Annotated in this window: 22 protein-coding genes; 17 read left to right on the top strand and 5 right to left on the bottom strand. The window is 44.0% G+C overall.

What is annotated here, in order from left to right:
- Positions 1 to 51: 51 nt before the first annotated feature.
- The 10 genes from D3P07_RS13865 to D3P07_RS13910 all read left to right on the top strand — a co-directional run bounded on the left by D3P07_RS13865 (position 52) and on the right by D3P07_RS13910 (position 8871).
- Positions 52 to 270 (top strand): DUF4177 domain-containing protein, encoded by a 219-nt coding sequence (locus D3P07_RS13865; protein ID WP_182914323.1) that lies wholly within the window; start codon positions 52 to 54, stop codon positions 268 to 270.
- A gap of 72 nt (positions 271 to 342) precedes the next feature.
- Positions 343 to 852 (top strand): membrane protein insertion efficiency factor YidD, encoded by a 510-nt coding sequence (gene yidD / locus D3P07_RS27305; RefSeq protein ID WP_220482023.1) that lies wholly within the window; start codon positions 343 to 345, stop codon positions 850 to 852.
- A gap of 279 nt (positions 853 to 1131) precedes the next feature.
- On the top strand, positions 1132 to 1662 hold the full coding sequence (locus D3P07_RS13875; protein ID WP_119800842.1) for a GNAT family N-acetyltransferase: 531 nt from the start codon (positions 1132 to 1134) through the stop codon (positions 1660 to 1662).
- A gap of 81 nt (positions 1663 to 1743) precedes the next feature.
- Positions 1744 to 2199, top strand: coding sequence for an NUDIX hydrolase (locus tag D3P07_RS13880; RefSeq protein WP_119800843.1), 456 nt, complete (start codon positions 1744 to 1746; stop codon positions 2197 to 2199).
- Positions 2200 to 2212: 13 nt separating this feature from the next.
- Entirely contained in the window at positions 2213 to 2755 is a 543-nt protein-coding gene (locus tag D3P07_RS13885) for a histidine phosphatase family protein (protein ID WP_119800844.1), read from the top strand.
- Between the two features lie 209 nt (positions 2756 to 2964).
- Positions 2965 to 4146, top strand: a complete 1182-nt coding sequence (locus D3P07_RS13890) for an MFS transporter (protein ID WP_119800845.1) — start codon at positions 2965 to 2967, stop codon at positions 4144 to 4146.
- A gap of 113 nt (positions 4147 to 4259) precedes the next feature.
- Entirely contained in the window at positions 4260 to 4931 is a 672-nt protein-coding gene (locus D3P07_RS13895; RefSeq protein WP_119800846.1) for a sensor domain-containing protein, read from the top strand.
- 254 nt (positions 4932 to 5185) lie between these two features.
- The gene (locus tag D3P07_RS13900) at positions 5186 to 5599 is read left to right on the top strand and encodes a hypothetical protein (protein ID WP_119800847.1); all 414 of its coding nucleotides are present in this window, start codon (positions 5186 to 5188) and stop codon (positions 5597 to 5599) included.
- Positions 5600 to 5842: 243 nt separating this feature from the next.
- Entirely contained in the window at positions 5843 to 6547 is a 705-nt protein-coding gene (locus D3P07_RS13905; protein WP_119800848.1) for an ABC transporter ATP-binding protein, read from the top strand.
- Positions 6547 to 8871, top strand: coding sequence for an ABC transporter permease (locus D3P07_RS13910; RefSeq protein WP_119800849.1), 2325 nt, complete (start codon positions 6547 to 6549; stop codon positions 8869 to 8871). The genes D3P07_RS13905 and D3P07_RS13910 overlap by 1 nt, the downstream gene beginning before the upstream one ends.
- A gap of 110 nt (positions 8872 to 8981) precedes the next feature.
- On the opposite strand, the gene D3P07_RS13915 is transcribed toward D3P07_RS13910, so the two are convergent.
- Complete coding sequence (locus tag D3P07_RS13915) at positions 8982 to 10349, bottom strand: MFS transporter (RefSeq protein WP_119800850.1); 1368 nt, start codon at positions 10347 to 10349, stop codon at positions 8982 to 8984.
- 249 nt (positions 10350 to 10598) lie between these two features.
- On the bottom strand, positions 10599 to 11348 hold the full coding sequence (locus D3P07_RS13920) for a class I SAM-dependent methyltransferase (RefSeq protein WP_119800851.1): 750 nt from the start codon (positions 11346 to 11348) through the stop codon (positions 10599 to 10601).
- Positions 11349 to 11710: 362 nt separating this feature from the next.
- Between D3P07_RS13920 and D3P07_RS13925 the strand changes: the two genes are divergently transcribed.
- The 7 genes from D3P07_RS13925 to D3P07_RS13950 all read left to right on the top strand — a co-directional run bounded on the left by D3P07_RS13925 (position 11711) and on the right by D3P07_RS13950 (position 16180).
- A complete protein-coding gene (locus D3P07_RS13925) occupies positions 11711 to 12598 on the top strand; it encodes a phosphotransferase family protein (RefSeq protein ID WP_119800852.1) in 888 nt (295 codons plus the stop codon).
- Positions 12599 to 12753: 155 nt separating this feature from the next.
- The gene (locus tag D3P07_RS13930; RefSeq protein WP_119800853.1) at positions 12754 to 13026 is read left to right on the top strand and encodes a type II toxin-antitoxin system Phd/YefM family antitoxin; all 273 of its coding nucleotides are present in this window, start codon (positions 12754 to 12756) and stop codon (positions 13024 to 13026) included.
- A complete protein-coding gene (locus tag D3P07_RS13935) occupies positions 13010 to 13336 on the top strand; it encodes a type II toxin-antitoxin system RelE/ParE family toxin (protein ID WP_119800854.1) in 327 nt (108 codons plus the stop codon). Before D3P07_RS13930 ends, D3P07_RS13935 begins: the two co-directional genes overlap by 17 nt.
- A gap of 597 nt (positions 13337 to 13933) precedes the next feature.
- On the top strand, positions 13934 to 14074 hold the full coding sequence (locus tag D3P07_RS27055; protein ID WP_182914324.1) for a hypothetical protein: 141 nt from the start codon (positions 13934 to 13936) through the stop codon (positions 14072 to 14074).
- A 136-nt stretch (positions 14075 to 14210) separates the two neighbouring features.
- A complete protein-coding gene (locus D3P07_RS13940; RefSeq protein WP_259391502.1) occupies positions 14211 to 14537 on the top strand; it encodes a hypothetical protein in 327 nt (108 codons plus the stop codon).
- Positions 14538 to 14747: 210 nt separating this feature from the next.
- Entirely contained in the window at positions 14748 to 15695 is a 948-nt protein-coding gene (locus D3P07_RS13945) for a helix-turn-helix transcriptional regulator (RefSeq protein ID WP_119800855.1), read from the top strand.
- 80 nt (positions 15696 to 15775) lie between these two features.
- Positions 15776 to 16180 carry a VOC family protein gene (locus D3P07_RS13950; protein WP_119800856.1) on the top strand — a complete coding sequence of 135 codons (405 nt, stop codon included), beginning with the start codon at positions 15776 to 15778 and terminating at the stop codon, positions 16178 to 16180.
- 293 nt (positions 16181 to 16473) lie between these two features.
- On the opposite strand, the gene D3P07_RS13955 is transcribed toward D3P07_RS13950, so the two are convergent.
- The 3 genes from D3P07_RS13955 to D3P07_RS13970 all read right to left on the bottom strand — a co-directional run bounded on the left by D3P07_RS13955 (position 16474) and on the right by D3P07_RS13970 (position 18763).
- Positions 16474 to 16743, bottom strand: coding sequence for a DUF6809 family protein (locus tag D3P07_RS13955; protein ID WP_119800857.1), 270 nt, complete (start codon positions 16741 to 16743; stop codon positions 16474 to 16476).
- A gap of 338 nt (positions 16744 to 17081) precedes the next feature.
- Positions 17082 to 18077, bottom strand: coding sequence for an ROK family protein (locus tag D3P07_RS13965; protein ID WP_119800859.1), 996 nt, complete (start codon positions 18075 to 18077; stop codon positions 17082 to 17084).
- On the bottom strand, positions 18077 to 18763 hold the full coding sequence (locus D3P07_RS13970) for an N-acetylmannosamine-6-phosphate 2-epimerase (RefSeq protein ID WP_119800860.1): 687 nt from the start codon (positions 18761 to 18763) through the stop codon (positions 18077 to 18079). The genes D3P07_RS13965 and D3P07_RS13970 overlap by 1 nt, the downstream gene beginning before the upstream one ends.
- Positions 18764 to 18913 lie beyond the last annotated feature (150 nt).

The following is an 18913-nucleotide window of genomic DNA, read 5'->3' on the forward strand; positions in this document are numbered from 1 at the left end:
CAGTTTTAAGTCATTTCACACATAGATCAGATGATAATGGAGGTTTTTAAAATGAAGAGGTATAAAGCGGTAGCTGGTCCTAAAAACGTACAGGTTGGAAAAGGGGATTCTCAGGCGGCATTCAATCTTTTTGCTGACATCATTAATCGAGAAGCTCAGCAAGGCTGGGAATATCATTCTATGGAAACGATTACCGTAACAGAGAAGCCGGGCTGTTTTCAGCAACCCACCCCTATGAACTTCTACATGCTCATTTTTGTCCAAGAGTAGGCTGCCTAGATTCATAGAGAAGATTAATATAGTTAAAGCTGCTGTTTGAGATTACTTATGGAGAAAATACAGATGCATAATGAACGAATTCAGCAATCGGAACTCAAAGAAACGAAGGTCCTCTATGGGGAAGTTCCAGATAAGAGCTTGCTCATTCAATCTCTCTTCCCGGAGGGGGACGCGAGTGATCCAAGAAGCGTCAATTATGAGCGGACGCTTGTGAGACCTGCAATCCAGTGGGGATCGCTGCTCCTCCAAATCATAGTGATGTTAGTATTAGCTGCGGGTCTGTTTTACGTGACAAGGTATTGGGGGGCTGCTCTTTGGGGGGCCATGCTTATTGCAGCGATGTTCACGTTAGGCTATTGTATGGTACGTCTAAAGAGAATTACCCTTTGTATCGTACGCCTGTATCAGCACTTCGCACCTGACTACATACGCAACCGTTGCAGATTCGAGCCTTCCTGCTCGGAGTATATGATTCTAGCGGTATCCCAATATGGTGCACTGAAGGGCATGCGTAAAGGAATACAGCGGCTTGGGCGCTGTAATCATCAAGGAGGCGGCTATGATTGGCCGTGAGGAAAGAGCATAAATGAAACGCAAACCAAAACGGGCTCTCTCTAAGTAGGAGAGGTGATTGTTTTGGTTTTTTCATATTGAGGCGCATTTTGTTGGCAAGGATATTTATGGTCGTAGGGTAATGAATTTGCATGATTGAAACTACATCATTCTAGTATATAATATGATTTTAACGCCAGGCTAAGCTTAATTGAAAATAGGATGCAGCTTGCTGCTCCATTCATAGAATTATAAATAAGGATAAAGTTAATTAACATAAATGATAATGGAGGCCAAACATTGAGCTCAGTACTACATACAGAACGGCTATATTTGCGTAAAATGGAGGTTTCGGATTCGGCTAGTTTATTTGAAATTTGGTCTGATCCGGATGTCACCCGGTTCATGAATATCGATCAATTTACGGATGAAGCTCAGGCAAAAGAAATGATTCAATTCCTTAATAATCTCTCCGAAGATGACCAAGCGATTCGTTTCACTATTATTGAGAAGGAGTCCGGTCAGATCATTGGATCTGGCGGTTATAATTTTCTTGATATGGAGCATGCCAAGGCAGAGATTGGATACGATCTTGCCAAAGCTTACTGGGGAAGAGGCTACGCAACAGAGGCAATTGGCGAGCTGCTGGAGTATGCCTTTACGACGTTGATGCTGAATCGAATTGAAGCTAAAGTAGAGCCTGAAAACGTCAATTCCATAAAAGTGCTGCAAAAGCTGAATTTTACGTACGAGGGCACCTTAAGACAGTACGAGAAAATAAAAGGAATGCTCAAAGATATTAGCATTTATTCCAAGTTGGCAGCGGATTAAGTTTCACTAAGCTCTTTGTGTGAGGTTAAATGGTTTGAATGTGTTAGAGTTCTTCAATTTCTAAACAGGAGGCCTTATTCAATGAGCTATCTATTGCAGGTGAGAGTAACGGGTATTTTGGTTGAAGATGACCAGATATTATTGATATTATTGGTGAAGCAAAAGGTGTCATCTGAGCGGGCATGGTCATTGCCGGGGGGCAGAGTAGAGCAAGGTGAGACACTGGAGGTGGCTGTTGTTAGAGAGATCGAAGAGGAGACAGGTTTAGTGACAAGAGTGTCCAACTTGTTATATCTATGCGACAAACCGGATGCTGATCCGTCTCTTCTGCATATTACGTTCCAGGTACGGAGGGTCGGAGGGGAGCTGAGGCTACCCTCGAATGAATTTGATCTTAATCCCATTCGCGATGTAGCTATGGTACCGATTCACGACCTTGTTGCCTACGGCTTTACTGAAAAGTTCAAGAAACTTGTTAAGAACGGGTTTCCTGAGGCAGGAAGCTACAAGGGGCTGAAAAGCAATATTGGCTTATAAGGAGGCCGTGTGGATGAAAAACATTTATATTGTACGGCATTGCCAGGCGGAAGGGCAAGCCCCTGATGCTCCGTTAACCGCTGCTGGAGCTCAGCAAGCGGGAAGACTTGCTCAATTTCTTTCGGGCAAAAATATCGATTACATCATTTCGAGTCCTTTTAGCAGGGCTTACCGTACGATAACGCCTCTGGCCGATAAGCTTGGTGTTGAAATCGTTTTGGAGGAAAGATTGTCAGAGCGGGTTTTGTCAGCTCAAAACCATCCCGAGTGGCGTAATATGCTTCTTCAGACTTACGAGGATCTGGACTTATGTTATGAGGGCGGGGAATCCAGCAACACGGCTATGGGCCGTGCCATTAGTGTGGTCAAGGAAGTTTTGGATAGCAAGAACAGCAATATTGTAGTTGTTTCACATGGCAATCTGATATCGCTTCTTCTCAAGCACTTCGATCATCGCATCGGGTTCAAAGAGTGGGAGAGACTGTCTAATCCTGATGTATATCAGCTTTCCTTCTTAGAGGATGAACCGAGCATACATAGAATATGGGTGGATTAGTACCAGAGAACGTCCCTTCAATGCCAGGGGCGTTCTTTTTTTCGTACAGAGACATTCTTCATATATATCAAAAATATGAAGTCCGCAAATGTTTTTCATATTAGGATTGTCGAAGGCGGCATGCTAACATATACAAATGCAGCTAGAGAGGGGACTGGCAGTCAGTTGTCTCTGCATGTTATTTATTCAATTCGTATAGGTGGTCCTTTATGTTAAAGAAGTCAGCGTTCCCATTACTGTTGTTGAATATGTTCCTCGCTAATTTAAGTATGGGTCTTGTTATTCCGATCGTGCCGGAGCTTCTCGAGATGTTTTCGGCAAGCGGACAGGCTGCGGGCTATTTGGTTGCTTGCTTCGGCCTGACCCAGTTTCTATTCTCACCCCTTGCAGGCAATTTGTCAGATCGATACGGCCGTAAACCGATGATTATGATAGGTTTGATCCTGTTTGCACTCTCCAACCTGCTCGCAGCATTAGCAAACGATCTCACATTATTATTTGTATCCCGATTGATTGGCGGAGTAGGCTCAGCAGCCTTAATCCCGTCTATTATTGCGTATATTGCCGACATTACTACGGCTGATCAGCGCAGCAAGTCCATGTCATGGTTAGGCGCGTCGATGACATCCGGGTTTATTATTGGACCAGGGGTCGGCGGACTGCTTGCGGAATGGGGCATCAAGGCGCCATTCTATGTATCCGCATGTGTAGGGCTTGTGGCGATGATCTGCAGTCTGTGGGGATTGCCTGAATCGCTGTCGGCGGACATTCGCAAGATGCGTCAGCAAGTGAAGGAAAAGAAGGAGAATGTTTTCCGGCAAATCGTGCTTTCGGTTCGTTCTTGCTACTTTTTCCTGTTGCTCATTGTGTTCGCTATGACCTTCGGTTTGACGCATTTTGAAGCGATTTTTCCGCTGTTTGTCGTACAGGTCTACGGATTCTCGACGCGTGAAATCGCAATACTACTGACTGTATGTTCGCTCATCGGCACATTGAATCAACTATTATTGACCGAGCGAATCACACGACGATTCGGGGAAAAACGGATTATTGGCGCTATGTTGTTGTTGTCGGCAGTATCTCTGGTATGCTTATTGTTCTCAGGCCAATTTTATTATGTCATGGCAGTGACGATGCTTTTCTTTACCTTCACTAATATTTTGCGTCCCACGATCAATACGCTGTTGTCCAAAGTGGCCGGATCTGAACAAGGGTTTGTGGCAGGGATGAATAATGCTTATACGAGTCTCGGTATGATATTTGGACCGATGCTGGCAGGTATTTTATTTGAAGTTCATGTCAACTTGCCTTATCTGTTTGGCGAATTCGTACTGCTGGTGAGCAGCATCTTCTCGGGAATCCGATTGAGAAAGGTATTCGTTAGGACCTAGACTTAAGGCGGGGTTTTTGACACTTCCAAAGACGGTTATGTCAATCAAATACGGCGGCTATAATGAATTTATAGCTTTGAGCGTGAACGATGAATCCAAAGGAAGTGTTTGATATGAATGCAACTGAAGCGAATGCCAATATGCCGACAGGTAAAGCGAATGGGGTGCTTTTTAATCCAAAAACCTATGCATCGATCCTCTATTTATTGCTGTCTCTCCCGTTAGGGATTATTTACTTTACAGTAGCGATAACGGGGCTCGCTCTATCGATCGGTTTAACTCCAATATTTATTGGAATACCTCTGTTCTTTGGAGTAGCCAAGATTTTGAATGGGATTGTCAACTTTGAACAAAGCATGCTTCGACAAATATTAGGTTTACCGACTGCCACTGCTTCGCACGCCTACAATCCACAGCCTGAAGCTGGGCAGAACTGGCTGATGAGTATGGTGCGAGGTTTTGACAGTGGGCTATTCATTCGGAATCTGCTGCTCGTATTACTGAGATTTGTAACGGGCATTCTATTCTTTGTGATAATGGTCACTTTGCTTTCCCTAGGGCTTGGACTGATTGCTCTTCCAGTCGTGCATATCATTTTGATGAAAGAAATTCAGCTTGATATTTTGGAGGACAGTGTATTCAGTTATTTTCAAATTGATTGGACTTATAATCAGCAATATTTCCTGTACGTAGGCGTTGGCCTTGTGTTTATGTGGATCGCGCTGCACGTCGTGAATGGGCTTATGCAAATTCAGCGCAGACTCATGTATGTGGATGAACCTTAATGCAATCGACAATGCCATTGCAAAATCAAATGTAAGCGCCGGATTACCCGCCATATAAGGAACAACCAGTTCATGGGCCTATTCAGGGTTAATGCAGTAGGGAGCCTTAGAAGCTCTCTTTTTTGTTCCATAAAAATCGCTAATCTGAAACGGTTGCAGGAAGCAAGGACAGGACACATCGTTAAAAAATATTGAATTCCGAATGTACGACAGTTCTGAAGAATAGGCATTGACACAACAGGAGATGACTTGAAATGAAAAAAACAGTTTTAGCAGTACTCACAGTTGCAACCATACTGACTGCTTGCGGCAGTAATCAAGCGGGGAGCAGCAACCAAGCTAACAACAGCAATCAGGTTGAACAAACCCAGCTATCCGCACAGACAGAAGTCGTGCAAGAAAACAACAAGCCCGCAAAAGAAAGTCCGAAACATGATGAATGGTCTTCGCTGCCTGAATACGATACCATTATTCAGAATATTGATGACAAGGACTATACGTTCAAAACGGTAACCGATAACCAGGGCAAACGTATTCTTCTTCTAGCCGATAAACAAGAGGGCAAAGAGCAATACAAGTCTATATTTGTCAAAGACACGAATCGCCTGAAAATTATTCATCTAAATGGGGACGAACCCATTTTCAATGCAGTCTTGGAAGGCAAATAAGATGATTGACGGAAATAGTAAGGAGGGGCTTTCGCCCCTCCTTTTTTATGGTTTACGATTCAGCCGGACTTTTCCATGACTCTATTTAGAAAATAGAATCCATTGATCAAAGTTTAGAGGTCGAGTGAACACTGAAATCAATCTCCTTCTTTAGACGGACACAAAAATACATCGGCTGCATGATGCGGCATTTTTTATTTGGTATATTATGGTACTTATATCCTATACGAGGAGTTGTCATAAGTGAAAACGCTGATTGAATTCAAAAACGTAAGAAAAGAATACAAAATCGGAGAAGTGCCAATCAAAGCTCTGGATGGTGTGGATTTTTCTATATCAGAGGGTGAATTCGTCGTTGTTCTAGGCGCAAGCGGAGCCGGAAAAAGCACCATACTGAACATACTTGGCGGCATGGATACAGCTACCTCGGGGCAAGTGTTAGTAGGCGATCAGGATATCACACAGCTCAGCGAAAAGAAGTTAACCGAATATCGCGGCGAGAAGGTTGGCTTTGTCTTTCAATTCTACAACCTGATTCCGAATCTCAACGCTCTGGAAAACGTTGAATTCGCTGCCGAAGTATGCAGAGACCATCTGGATGCCAAAGATATTTTACATAAAGTCGGGTTATCCGATCGTATCCAAAACTTCCCTTCCCAGCTCTCGGGAGGAGAACAACAAAGAGTGGCTATCGCTAGAGCTGTCGCCAAAAACCCGCTGCTTCTACTCTGTGACGAACCAACCGGAGCCTTGGATTATGTGACAGGCAAGTCCGTCTTAAAGCTTCTTCAAGATTTGAACACAGAAACGAAGAAGTGCGTTGTATTGGTCACGCATAATTCCGCAATTGCTCCTATGGCGGACAAAATTATTAAGGTCAAAAGCGGAAGGATCGAAAGCGTTGCAACGAATGCTGTGAAACAAAGCGTTGAAGGGATTGAGTGGTGATGAAATTAGTTCTAAAGCTATTGAGGGACATCGAGCAATCTGTAGGCCAGACGCTAGCGTTGGTTTTGGTTGTCGCAGTAGGGGCTTTTTTCTATGCGGGGCTGGTCACGTATAGCGACAATCTTAGCGCTTATACAGAGGCTTATTTTAAGGAACATCGTTTAAGCGACTTGAATGTATATTACAGTCAAATTTCCCAGGACGATGTGGCTAGATTAAGCAACGTGGAAGGCATTAATAAAATAGAAGGGCGTTATACCTTTGATGCCTCGCAAGCCTTTGATGGCTATAAAGCTACACTGAAAGTTCATTCCATCCCGGTACAAAACGAAATAAATACGCCTGCCATGATGGAGGGCATGATCCCGTCAAAAAAAGGCGAGATCTTGTTGGATTCCCGTTATGCGGAAGAACATGACTATCGTGTCGGTGATCAAATCAGCCTGAAAGTGAATGAGAAAGACATCACGCTTATCATTAGCGGCTTGGGCGAGAATGTTGAGCATGCCAAGAAGAACGACATTCAAGACCATAAAAACAACGGGATAGGTTATATAGCCGAAGAGACCATACCCGAAATCGCAGGCGGATTTTACTATAATGAAATCATGATTGACGCACAGGAAGGCTACGATATGGATGCCTTGGGCCGATCCATTGAAGCGCAATCCAAGGAACTGGCTTATTTGGATCAGGTAAGCAAAGAACGGACGTTCAATTATTCTCAAATCCATCAAACAATTCATAATAATAAATTGATGAGCAAGGTTATACCTCTGGTTCTCTTTTTGATTGAAGCGATTATTCTGTTCCTTGTCATGTCGAGGGTTATCGATTCGCAAAGAAATCAAATAGGCATCATGAAGGCTCTGGGTGTGAAAAACAGAAATATCATGCTTCATTACATGGGATACCCTGTGCTGGTAAGCGTACTAGGCTCTATCATAGGTTGCGCGATTGCCGCCGCTGTATTTATTCCACTCGTAACGGCGTCCAACGCAAGGGCCTACTCCCTGCCTGATATTACATTCTCGCTTTCATTTTATTCGATCTTTCCTCCCATTATTTTCTCTAGCGTCTTTGGTATCCTGGCCTGTTACTTTAGCGGCAGAACCCTATTGAAAGAACGTGCGGCTCAGGCTATGCGCCCGAAACCGCCTAAGAAGATGAAGCAGCTATGGATAGAGAGAATTCCGGGACTGTGGAGTCGCATTCCCTACAGTTACAAACTCATACTGAGAAACCTATTTTTAAATAAGCAAAAAGCACTAGCGAGCTCCATTGGCGTTGTGATCAGCACCGTTTTATTGATAACGGCTTTCGGCACGCAATCGGCTTTGCTAAAGGTTGCGAGCCAAGTTGAGGATGTGTATACCTATGATCTAAGAGTAGATTACACCATGGGAACATTCTCTGATTCAGTCCAATTGCCCTCCGGCATTAAAGATCATTATGCTTTATCCACCTTTCCTGTTGAACTCGTAAAAAATAATGAAAAGGCAAATGCCTCTTTAGTTGTTACTGAACAAGATAACAAGCTCATTCATTTCTTTGACGAAAATGATAATAAGATATCTCTGGAGGATCATGGGCTGCTGGTACCCAAATCCTATGCCGACAAACATCATATCTCAGTAGGGGATGTCATCCAAATCAAGTTCACAGCACCAGAGCTTAACAATAAGGCTGTAGATATGAAGGTTATGAACATATCCAACCAGTATTCGAATCCGTCATTTTATAGTACGCCTGATTATATAAAGAGCTTTGGCGTAGACTACCGTCCAACCTCGCTATTCATTCAAGCCGACAGTTCGGCAGATCTGATGAGCGTTCGCAGCTTTTTTGAAGAAGATCAACGAGTAGATGCCATTACAGATAAAAATGATTTAAAGAAATCGGCTCAATATATTTTGCAACAAAACAGCTTTGTTTTTATTATGTTTATCATTTGTGCCGTCACGCTTTCCTTTGGCGCCATCTATACGATATCCTCCATCAACATTTATGAAAGGAATCGCGAGCTTGCAACGCTTAAAGTATTAGGCTATCAAAAAAACAAGATAAACAGACTTATCTTTTTTGAAAATATGATACTGACCGCCTTTGCGGTACTTGTAGCTTTACCAATAAGCGGCTATGTGTATAGCATCATTGTAAAGGCACTGTCTAGCGCCCACCAGCAAATCCCGGATCAACTGAATATAGTGAACATGTTGGTTTCTATTATTCTTGCGTTCTTGCTTACCATACTGTCGAGCTTGCTGCTCAGGAGAAAAATGACTGCCATCAACATGATTGAATCGTTAAAAAGCGTAGAATAGAACGTTGAAGGAACACGAGAGGAACATGCAGAAATAGCGATTGCATAAGAAAAGAGGGGCTGAGAGCCCCTCTTTTCTTATGCAAGCCTGATTACTTGATTAATATGCAATCAATGACGATTGCGCTTGTACGACAAGACGAACAGAAGGCCGCCAAACGTTAGGAGTGCAATGAAAATCAGCATAATATTGCTGTAAAGCGCGGCTGCTGGACTGGTTACGGTCGCGATCAAGGGAGAGTTTAGCCACGGCTTAGTCAGCAGTCCGCCCACACTGGCAATGCCAATGCCTTCGGCAAGGAAACAGGCGAAGTTGAGCATGCCCATGCCAGAACCTGCTTCATCCGGCTCCAGCGTCTTGGCGACACTTGCCGAAATGACCGTTTTCACAAACGAAAGACCGCCAAACGTCATGACCACCGAACTTGCAATAAGCCAAGGAGCCCGATCCGTATAGAAGAGCACGATCAGGAAACCTGCGGCAATCATGCCGAGCCCAGACAACATTGCAGTAATATGACCTTTGCGGTCAGCCAGCATCCCGCCTAGCATCCCGAACAAGATAACGCTCAGTGTGCCCGGGAACAGAATGGCGCTTCCGATGAGGCTGGTCGGCATATGGTATACGGCTCTCATCAGATAAGGAACCATGGCGAAGAATCCTGCGACCGTGCCGAGCAGCAAGGCACCGGTAAGCACACCGGCCATATACCTTTTCTTCTGTAACAGGGACGGCTCCAGAAACGGGTCCTGTTGCCGTCGGATATGGCGAGCGAGAAGCCCGAGCAGAACCAGGCTTGCAGCCAGGTATATCCAATGGTACAGCGTCATGAACAGCGCAAACGAGAGAATGCCGACGGATAGCAGCACGGCGCCGGTTAAATCGAATGATTTTCTCTCTGCAGTCTCGTCAGGCAGTGTCCGCAGTACGAAAGGAAGGGCCAGCAGCGACAGCAATGGCAGTGCAAATAACAAGGACCAATGAATATAGCCGGAAATCGCGCCTCCGATAACCGGGCCAATCCCCTCGCCAAATGCAACGACAGAGCCTATCAGGCCAAACGCTCTGCCCTGTTTTTCCGGTTCGACAATCTTGACAATGATCACCATAATAAGCGATGGAACGGCCGAAGCGCCGACTCCCTGAAAAAACCGGGCGACCAGCACGCCTGGATACCAGGCATGGCATAATAGGCCGACAATCGAACCGAAACCATAGGTCAACATCCCGAATAACAGCAGCTTTCTCATGCCTGTATGTTCCGATATCTTGCCGTACACAACGATGCCAATGGCGAAGGATAGCGAGAAGCAGGTATTGGTCCAATTGGCCGCCGACGGTGCAATGTCAAAATAAGCGGCAATATCCGGCAATGATACGTTAAACATGGTTTCGTTCATCACGCTGAAAAACGTCAAAATGCTCAGCCAAAGGATGAATCGTGAATCGTGAACTTCATTTCGATGCAGAACTTGCATATTTACCCCTTTAAGATCAAGGGGAATCGCAGTTTATAGGGCCAATTATGCGTTTTCCCCTAATTGTTGTACCCTAACAGAATAGTGTTGTCGCATGTTCAAATACGCCTCCAAATAAGTGAAATGTAAAACCATTCAATTGTATCATAGCCAGATTAGGGACATAAGCACTTCAACATTCTCTATTTTATAAAGCGTTATAAACAAAAAGGATACCCGATTAACGAGTATCCTTTTTGCATTCAATCTCTATAACGTAGCAACAATTATAAAGCGCTCCGAATTTGTCCTAATGCCCTTCTGAGTTTGATTTTCCTTAATGAACTGTTGGAGTATTTGGAAATCAACATCAGTCCGTCCAAAGTCGGGAATAATTGGAGTGTGTTTTAGTAAAAAAATGAGGTCTTCAGCCGTTTGGTAATATTCAAAAACATTAAAGTCAAATGCCTGAATGTCGCTAAAGCCCGCTTCGCTCAATTCAGTAATATACTGATGCTTTAATGTACCTGCCTTTGTTCCAAATGCCTGACCTCTTCCAAACGCTTCTTTAATATTTGATTTATCGTTTTCGCTTACTTGCTGAGTGAGGAATGTACCGCCCTTAATTAAAACTTTTGCGACTTCTTTAGCGGAAAATTCCGAATGTCTACACGAGACCACATTAAATAAGTCGTCAGGAAAGTCCAATTTTTCAGCTTCCATCTTTAGAAAACGTACATTAGGTATGCCTGATTTAGCAGAATTTCTAGTTGCGGTTTCAATCATTCCAGTGGATTGGTCAATCCCAACTAGAAGTAGTGCAGATTCAGCTATTGATAATATCGCTTCTCCGCCGCCAGTACCAATGTCAAGCAATATATCCGATTTCTTGCAGACCTTCGTTACTTCACGATACAAGTCCCGTCTTGTTCCTTCCGAAACGCATTTCACATTGCTGAAATTCCAACCGTTGATTTTGCCGACTTTATCATAAAACTCTTTGTATTCCAATGGATTCATGTTTATTCCACCTTCCAATGAGTATAAAATGTTGACCGATATTATTCATGTTTTAGCTTCATGAGATCAAAAGGGCAGACTACCCCCTTGATGGCTGGTACGCGTTTTCTCCAGCCCGAAAACTAAATATCTCGAACAATATGGAACAACATCCATTTCACCCCATTTGAAAGATTGATTCAATTATAGTTCGAAGAGAGTTTCTCAATCAAGAAGTAAACATCGAAAGTTTGATGTGATTCTCGCTAGGAATTCAAAAATTAAAGATATTGATCGTGGGTTTCTCGACAATCTGAACCCTTTGAAAATGGCTCTTGGTACTAATCGAATTATCACTTGCTACCTAAAACAGGAGGTACCCTATGAGTTCCATTCTTAACGTTATAGATAAGCTAAAGTTGAATGTCTCGAATATAGAAGATGTTCCAGAGTCATTTAGTTCTGATGTATACAAACTTACTCTTACAAGCGGAGAAAATGTTTATGTAAAAATTCCATTTAACAAGGATAAACTATTCCGTGAATTTCAGATGCTTGAAACATTAAAGGGGATAATACCTGTTCCTAAGGTATTGGACATTTGGTATGGGGATGAAAGTATTACGGGGGCATTGCTTCTTTCAGCAATTCAAGGTATGCCTTGTAGAGGAGACATTGATGAGAAGCTCTCTTTTCAAATTGGCGTGTATCTGGCTATGCTCCATGAGGTTAAAACTCCTGGGTATGGTTACCATGTAACCGATGGTTTTAAGTTGCTTGACCAGAATAATTGGAGATTACATATCAAAAATACTTTTGAAAAGTGGAAAGAGCCATGCAAGGAGATTCTCGACCCAGCATTGTATGAAAGATGTATTCTTCACTTTGATGAAGTTTTCTCTGCTTTGCCGGATCCTGACGGACCATGCATGGTTCACATGGATTTTAGACCAGGCAATATATTGGTGAATGGTAACGAGGTTGCTGGCATTATTGATTTCGAGAGTGCTCGCGGCGGATCGTCGGAGGTGGATTTTACAAAAGTCAATCGATATATTTGGGAAGTCAATCCGAGAACAAAAATACCGTTCATTGAAGGTTATCAATCGATTCGACCCATGTTGGCTCTGGAAAGTGTGCTGCCATTGTATGATATTTACGATGCTTTCAGCTCCGTTGTTTGGTGTAAAAACAGAGGCATTGAAAAAAATCAAACGTTCCTTAAAGAAAATATTCTTATTTTAAAGAATTCGGTGGGTTATGGAGTATAGTTGTTTAGAAGCCATCCCAAAGGATGGCCCTTGCCGTTACAGATAGCACGGAGAAGCGTATCACCAATAGTGGTAATGCGAAGAGTAGCAGCAACTGTCAGTTTAATGATATAATGTAGTCAGAATAATGCCATATTGGGAAGGGGTTGTTAATCATGCATATCAAGCCCTCAACAACAATTAGACAAGATTACAACGGGTTTTCAAAATATTGTCACGAGATTGATGAGCCAGTGGTTTTGACACGTAACGGAGAAGCCGATTTAGTTGTAATGAGTCATGAGGCATACCGGCGAATGGAAGCACGAATTAAACTACAATCTAAACTCTTAGTAGCGGAGAAACAGATTGCAGAAGGTTCAGAATTACTTGACCATGATCAGGTAATGGAAAGAATGCGGAGGAAGATCGATGCCGCTAAAGAGTAAAATTAAATATACGCCGGCAGCAGTTGATGACATGGACGAGATTTTCTCGTATATTTCACAAGATAACATGGATGCGGCGGGAAATATGCTGAATAAGTTAAACGTTACGATTTCAAGCTTGGCGGATTTCCCCAATAAAGGTTCTGTATTATCTGACGACGAATTTTCTCTTATTCAACGAGGTTATCGATTTATTGTAGTGAATCCGTATTTGATTTTTTATCGAATCATGAATGATACCATAATCATCCACCGTATTTTGCATGGGCGTAGAGACTACTTGCGTGAGTTGTTTGGTCCGTTTGAATAATATATACAGCCGCTCATTGCGAGAGGCTGTTTTTTTGCTTTACATATTCATTACTGTCAACCGTATCACCGCTTGCAGTATCTCCAGTTCCCTTCGTAAGTCCAGTAATCGTTCAAGCTCCGCGAATTTATCTTCCGAAATTTTCTTTATGTTCCCTTCGTACAAATTCTCTATAATGTTCAAGTTATTTATAACCTTGTCTTTGCGTAGTGTTAATTTCTGAATTTGATGTGAGCGTCGACTAATTGGGCCAGACACAAAGCCCAGCCATACGAGTGCAAATCAGAATAGAATCAGTTTCGTTCTAGGACGTGTCTGAAAACGAAGGGATTTTCATTATGATTTGAGAAAAGTGACTGGACATCAATAATAATTCAAATACGTTATGAAGTAAGCGATGAACAATGGGAATAAATTAAGGATATGTTCCCGACTTATAAAACAGGACGTCTTAAGTAATCGGGCTCTGTTTATATTACAGGTTTCCTTCAGAGGGATTTTGTAGTAATGATAAGAAAAACATGTGTGTGTTAGAGAAGTGTGCTGCTATGGTATAGTTTGTTTAAATGTCGATACTAGTGATGGAAAGGTGAAACCATGGATAAATTTAAAGATTTAGAGAAGTTTATTAAGCTCACCGGAGATCGCGCCAAGCTGGATGCAAAAGCAAATGACACTTACATCGTATATAAAACCGTAGAAGGTCAAATTGTAAAGGAATACAGCGCCGAGTTGTAAAATGCCCTTGATCATATCGGGAAGGGGACCTCATCCACGAAGGTAAAAAAAATATTACTTTTATTTGAGTCTCGTCCATCCCTTTAAACCTGAGAGCATGATTTCGATCTTTATTCCTGAGGAATATGGGGAATATTTGGAAAACAATATTTATCCTAATTGTTCAATAAAGGTGCTTGAGCATCCAATTTCAACTGAAAGCGTCAAAGATATGTTTACTAACCCAGGTCTAATAAAACGTGCAATTTCAGACGGGGCACTAACCAATTACGAGAAATCGATGGATCAGTCTTTTTTAATTAAAGTAGGGGGAAACCCGAGACTTATTCAAAATAAAGATTATTATTTTACGAAGCCGAAGGAGGAGTCATTTTCTTTTTTATTTCAGGTAGACGAAGATGGTTACCCCGAAACCTTACTTCAAGATGATTACAGTTATCCTTTTGGCTTTGGGTCTCTCTAATTTCTCCAAAGTCGAGACGGATGAGATGCAAATTCCAGTAGCAGGCTTTTGGCAATTCTCATGATTTAGAGCAGATGTGATTGTCGCTGTCTTTCAATATCGTCGAGTGTTGTTTTCTAGTCTTTTCGTTGATAACTCCATTAAGCTGAGCCGTATCATAAGTAGCGGCAAGTTTCTGTTGTACAGTATTACGTTTCAAGGGAGTAGTCCATGAACAAAACGGATCGTTTGTTGGCCATCGTGCTGGAGCTGCAAGGCAGGAAAGTGGTACGTGCCGAAGATTTGGCGGCACTATTTGAAACCAGTGTGAGGACCATCTATCGCGACATTCAGGCGCTCAGCGAAGCGGGCGTTCCGATAACAAGCACTACAGGCACAGGGTATTCCTTAATGGAGGGATATTTTTTACCTCCGATCAGTTTTACAATAGAGGAAGCCGTGACCTTGCTTATAGGAACAGATTTTATCGAGCAACGATTTGATGATAAATATCGTGAAAGAGCTAATGTTGCTAGGAGGAAAATCGAGATCACTCTATCAGACAGTGTCCGCAGTGAGACCTCCCGTATACGCAAGTCGATGCGATTGCTTGCTCCTGGTAAACAGACAGCTCTGTCAAACGAAAGGGAAAACCTCGATAAGATCCGCCGGGCTCTATTAGATAGGCGAAAGATCAGTTTTCATTATTCGAAAAAAATGACGGATTCCACGGGGAGCCGCCATAGCGAACGTACCGCCGCTCCCTATGGCCTTGTACTCGTAGAAGGGTCTTGGATGCTTGTGGCCCGGTGTGATCTGCGCCAAGACATCCGCCATTTCCGGTTGTCCCGAATGGCTGAGCTAATCGAACTGGACGAACGATTCGAACTCCCGGAGCATTTTGACTTAAGGGAGTATACACCTTTAGATGATCGCCACTTGCGAGTATGCCTTCGATTTAACCATGACATCGCAGATAAGGTGAAGGAATCGAGCTATCATTACGTAGAAGATATGAAAGAGCATCCAGATGGATTGGATGTGGTCTTACGCGTTCGTCAGTTGGATGAAATACTGCAATGGGTGCTTGGCTGGGGAGCGGGCGTAACCGTGTTGGAACCCGAATCATTCCGAAATCGAATTCGTGAGGAAGCCCAAAAAATTCTAAAACGCTACTGACATAACGTTGTCAGTAGCGTTTTTTTATAATTGGACATGTACATGTACATGTAAAAGAGATAGAGGAAGGATGATGTTTTGTGAATTTCGCTTCTGTACGCATTATTACTGACGACGTGGATCGTCTCGTCGAGTTCTATGAGAAGGTCATGGGAGTTTCGGCGGAGCGACCCGCGCCCGTATTTGCCGAACTCGTTGTGCCATCATGCACCCTTGCAATCGGCCACACCCAGACGACGCAGCTATTCGGCATCGATGCCGTTGTGAGTGACAATAATCGCACTGTTATTATTGAGTTCCGGGTCGAAGATGTCGAAGCTGAATACGTGCGCTTGAAACCATTTGTCGATAATTGGGTAAAGGAACCGACCATGATGCCGTGGGGGAACCGTTCTATGCTGTTCCGCGATCCCGATGGCAACCTTCTTAACCTCTTCGAGCCGGTGACTGAGGATGCGATTAAACGGTTCAAAGGTAGACATTGACGGGCAGTAAAGGATGGCCTTCAAACTTGCCGTTACAGACAACGCGGTGCACCATACCATAAGTGACGGCGAAAATATGGTGTAAGAATGTAGAAAAAAATTTAATAGAAAGAAACCGCAGAGCTTCTGAGACCTTGAGTTTCAGGGGCTTTTAGTTCGTCCTGACTAAAGTATTGCCCACTATTAATAAAGGTAACAGGGTAGCCAGACGCTTTTATTTGCAGATAAAATAAATAAGCCTTGCTCCTCACCGGATGCGGCAACTGAGTCATTCAATTCCGTATTTAAACTTTTTAATCCTTTTCATTAAGTACCTCAACCATCATTTGCCCAGCAATCTTAAAACCTTGAATAAAGGATTCTCGCGATTGCAGTATCTCCAGTTCCCTTCGTAAGTCCAGTAATCGTTCAAGCTCCGCAAATTCATCTTCCGATAGTTTCTTTTTCCATTTGAGTAAGTCATCTGATATTTTTTGAATTAATACGCGGTATTCGGGGTTTCTTGGGACAATCGATGCTACCGGGTCGATGTTCCCTTCGTATAAATTCTCTATAATATTCAAGGCACCCCCCCTTTTTTTTACAACCCTATCTTCGCGTGAAATTCGTATTCATTTGTACAATAAAATCAATCCAATTCATTCTACTATATTAGATTTTTCCATATTGGATTTTATGCAGTATTCGTATAATTTGAATAGCAACTTGCAATATATCAGCGTTAATATCTTAATTAGAATCAGCTTTGTTTGAATTATCGCCCATAAGAAAAAAGAAAAGACATCCTGCCCCATAAAATGGAGCAGGATGTCTTTTCTTGCGTCGTGCATAAAGCACATAAAAATACAGCTTCTTAGGGCATTGCCATATATATGGCCATCGCTTCGTCATTCGGCATGCCCTATTCATACTCCCAAGCTTGCAGAGCTGCGCCGATCATGCCGCTCCAATTGCCGAGGCGGGCAGTTTCGATCTGGACACCCTCTGCGAATGATGGCATAGTATGCCTGCTGACTTCCTGGCGCAGTCGGTCCACCAACTGTTCACCGGATTCAGCGACTCCGCCGCCGATGATGATCAATTCCGGATTGAAAATATGGATGAGCGAAGTGATAGCTGAACCAAGCGCGGCAATCATCTCGTCCATAACGCTAGCTGCCAGCGGGTCGCCCTCTTGCCAGAGAGCGAATACATCACGGGCGTTCACCTGTTCATTAGGCGTGCCGATTGCCGCCAAGCGCTCGCGCATCAGTCGGGCGATGCTCGTCCCGGACGCATATTGCTCCAGGCAGCCTCTTGCGCCGCAGATGCACGGAATGCCCCGGAAGTCGACCGACATATGCCCCAGCTCCCCGGCTCCGCCCCATGCGCCGTGAAGCAGGCGGCCATCGATCACAACGGCTCCGCCGACTCCCGTTCCAAGCGCTAGGCAAATGAACTGACGCTTGCCCAGGCCGGCGCCGAGCCTCATCTCTGCCAGTGCTATAACATTCACATCATTATCGACCCATACCGTCATACCATACTGTTTTTCCAAAATAGACTTAAGCTGCGCTCCGCTATAACCAGGAATGAGCTCTGAAGCATACCGGATGCTGCCTTCATGCCAGTCAACTTGGCCTGCGCTCCCAATGCCAATCCCTCTATACCGGATATCCGGCCATGTCTTGCTTGCTTCCTCGATCACATGTTGAATGGCCTGTTGAACGCGGCGAACCGTGTTTTCTTGTCCGGCCAACGTCTCCAAGCTCTCCGAAAGCAATATCTCTCCTTTATGCGTCACGATACCCGCATTTATTTTGGTTCCTCCGATGTCTATGCCGATTGCATACTTGGATGAAGGATCGAACAACTCTGTCGCTTCGGTTGTCATGGCTTCTTCTCCGATCGGAGCCATTATTTAGCCAATCCTCTCAGCGCCTCAACGTAACGGCCTGTAATTAGCTGCGGCCGAGTGATGGCGCTCCCTACGACCACATAGGAAGCGCCTGCTTGCATCGCCTTCGCGGCATCTTCAGGCGACCATATGCGGCCTTCCGCTACAACAGGCACCTCAAGCGCTGCGCTAAGCCGCCGTACGAGCCTAAGATCGGGCTCTTCCTGCTGCGGACTATAGAGCGTGTAGCCTGACAGCGTCGTTCCGACAAAGTCGGCTCCAAGCTGCTGCGCCGCAACTCCTTCTTCAAAGGTGGATACATCCGCCATGACGGCAACGCCGTGTTGGTGCGCATAGTTAATGAGAGGCTGCACCGCTTCAAGCCTTCCTTCCCGGTCCGTCACATCCAGCGCGATGACGTCAGCGCCCGCGGATATGATCGTAATCACCTCGTCCAGCGTCGGTGTAATGAAGATGTCCGAGCCTGGGAAGTCCCGTTTGATCAGCCCGATTACCGGCACTTTAACCTTTTGTTTAATAGCCATAATATCGTCGGCTCCGTTCGTCCGGATGCCGATCGCACCGGACCGCACTGCCGCATCCGCCATCTTCGCCATGGTGTCGCCGCCGAATAGCGGCTCATCCGGCAGTGCCTGGCAAGATACAATTAATCCTCTTTTACTAAAAATACGACTCAAACTCTTCATGGTATCCCTCCGATTAAATGATATAGGCTGCTGTTCTTTTTCAACATCTTAACCAATTTTTTGGGAGAGTCAATACGAGATTTAGTAATATTTTACCAATCCTATGGCTTTGTCAAGAGGTGTATACGAAAGTAAAGAGTAGTATATGGA

The organism is Paenibacillus sp. 1011MAR3C5 (assembly GCF_003591485.1).
In the GTDB taxonomy this organism is placed as follows: domain Bacteria; phylum Bacillota; class Bacilli; order Paenibacillales; family Paenibacillaceae; genus Pristimantibacillus.

Coding starts and splice junctions, on each gene's coding strand:
- D3P07_RS13865 (WP_182914323.1), top strand. CDS start 52: ATGAAGAGGTATAAAGCGGTAGCTGGTCCTAAAAACGTACAGGTTGGA.
- yidD (WP_220482023.1), top strand. CDS start 343: ATGCATAATGAACGAATTCAGCAATCGGAACTCAAAGAAACGAAGGTC.
- D3P07_RS13880 (WP_119800843.1), top strand. CDS start 1,744: ATGAGCTATCTATTGCAGGTGAGAGTAACGGGTATTTTGGTTGAAGAT.
- D3P07_RS13885 (WP_119800844.1), top strand. CDS start 2,213: ATGAAAAACATTTATATTGTACGGCATTGCCAGGCGGAAGGGCAAGCC.
- D3P07_RS13890 (WP_119800845.1), top strand. CDS start 2,965: ATGTTAAAGAAGTCAGCGTTCCCATTACTGTTGTTGAATATGTTCCTC.
- D3P07_RS13895 (WP_119800846.1), top strand. CDS start 4,260: ATGAATGCAACTGAAGCGAATGCCAATATGCCGACAGGTAAAGCGAAT.
- D3P07_RS13900 (WP_119800847.1), top strand. CDS start 5,186: ATGAAAAAAACAGTTTTAGCAGTACTCACAGTTGCAACCATACTGACT.
- D3P07_RS13910 (WP_119800849.1), top strand. CDS start 6,547: ATGAAATTAGTTCTAAAGCTATTGAGGGACATCGAGCAATCTGTAGGC.
- D3P07_RS13915 (WP_119800850.1), bottom strand. CDS start 10,349: ATGCAAGTTCTGCATCGAAATGAAGTTCACGATTCACGATTCATCCTT.
- D3P07_RS13920 (WP_119800851.1), bottom strand. CDS start 11,348: ATGAATCCATTGGAATACAAAGAGTTTTATGATAAAGTCGGCAAAATC.
- D3P07_RS13925 (WP_119800852.1), top strand. CDS start 11,711: ATGAGTTCCATTCTTAACGTTATAGATAAGCTAAAGTTGAATGTCTCG.
- D3P07_RS13930 (WP_119800853.1), top strand. CDS start 12,754: ATGCATATCAAGCCCTCAACAACAATTAGACAAGATTACAACGGGTTT.
- D3P07_RS13935 (WP_119800854.1), top strand. CDS start 13,010: ATGCCGCTAAAGAGTAAAATTAAATATACGCCGGCAGCAGTTGATGAC.
- D3P07_RS27055 (WP_182914324.1), top strand. CDS start 13,934: ATGGATAAATTTAAAGATTTAGAGAAGTTTATTAAGCTCACCGGAGAT.
- D3P07_RS13945 (WP_119800855.1), top strand. CDS start 14,748: ATGAACAAAACGGATCGTTTGTTGGCCATCGTGCTGGAGCTGCAAGGC.
- D3P07_RS13965 (WP_119800859.1), bottom strand. CDS start 18,077: ATGGCTCCGATCGGAGAAGAAGCCATGACAACCGAAGCGACAGAGTTG.
- D3P07_RS13970 (WP_119800860.1), bottom strand. CDS start 18,763: ATGAAGAGTTTGAGTCGTATTTTTAGTAAAAGAGGATTAATTGTATCT.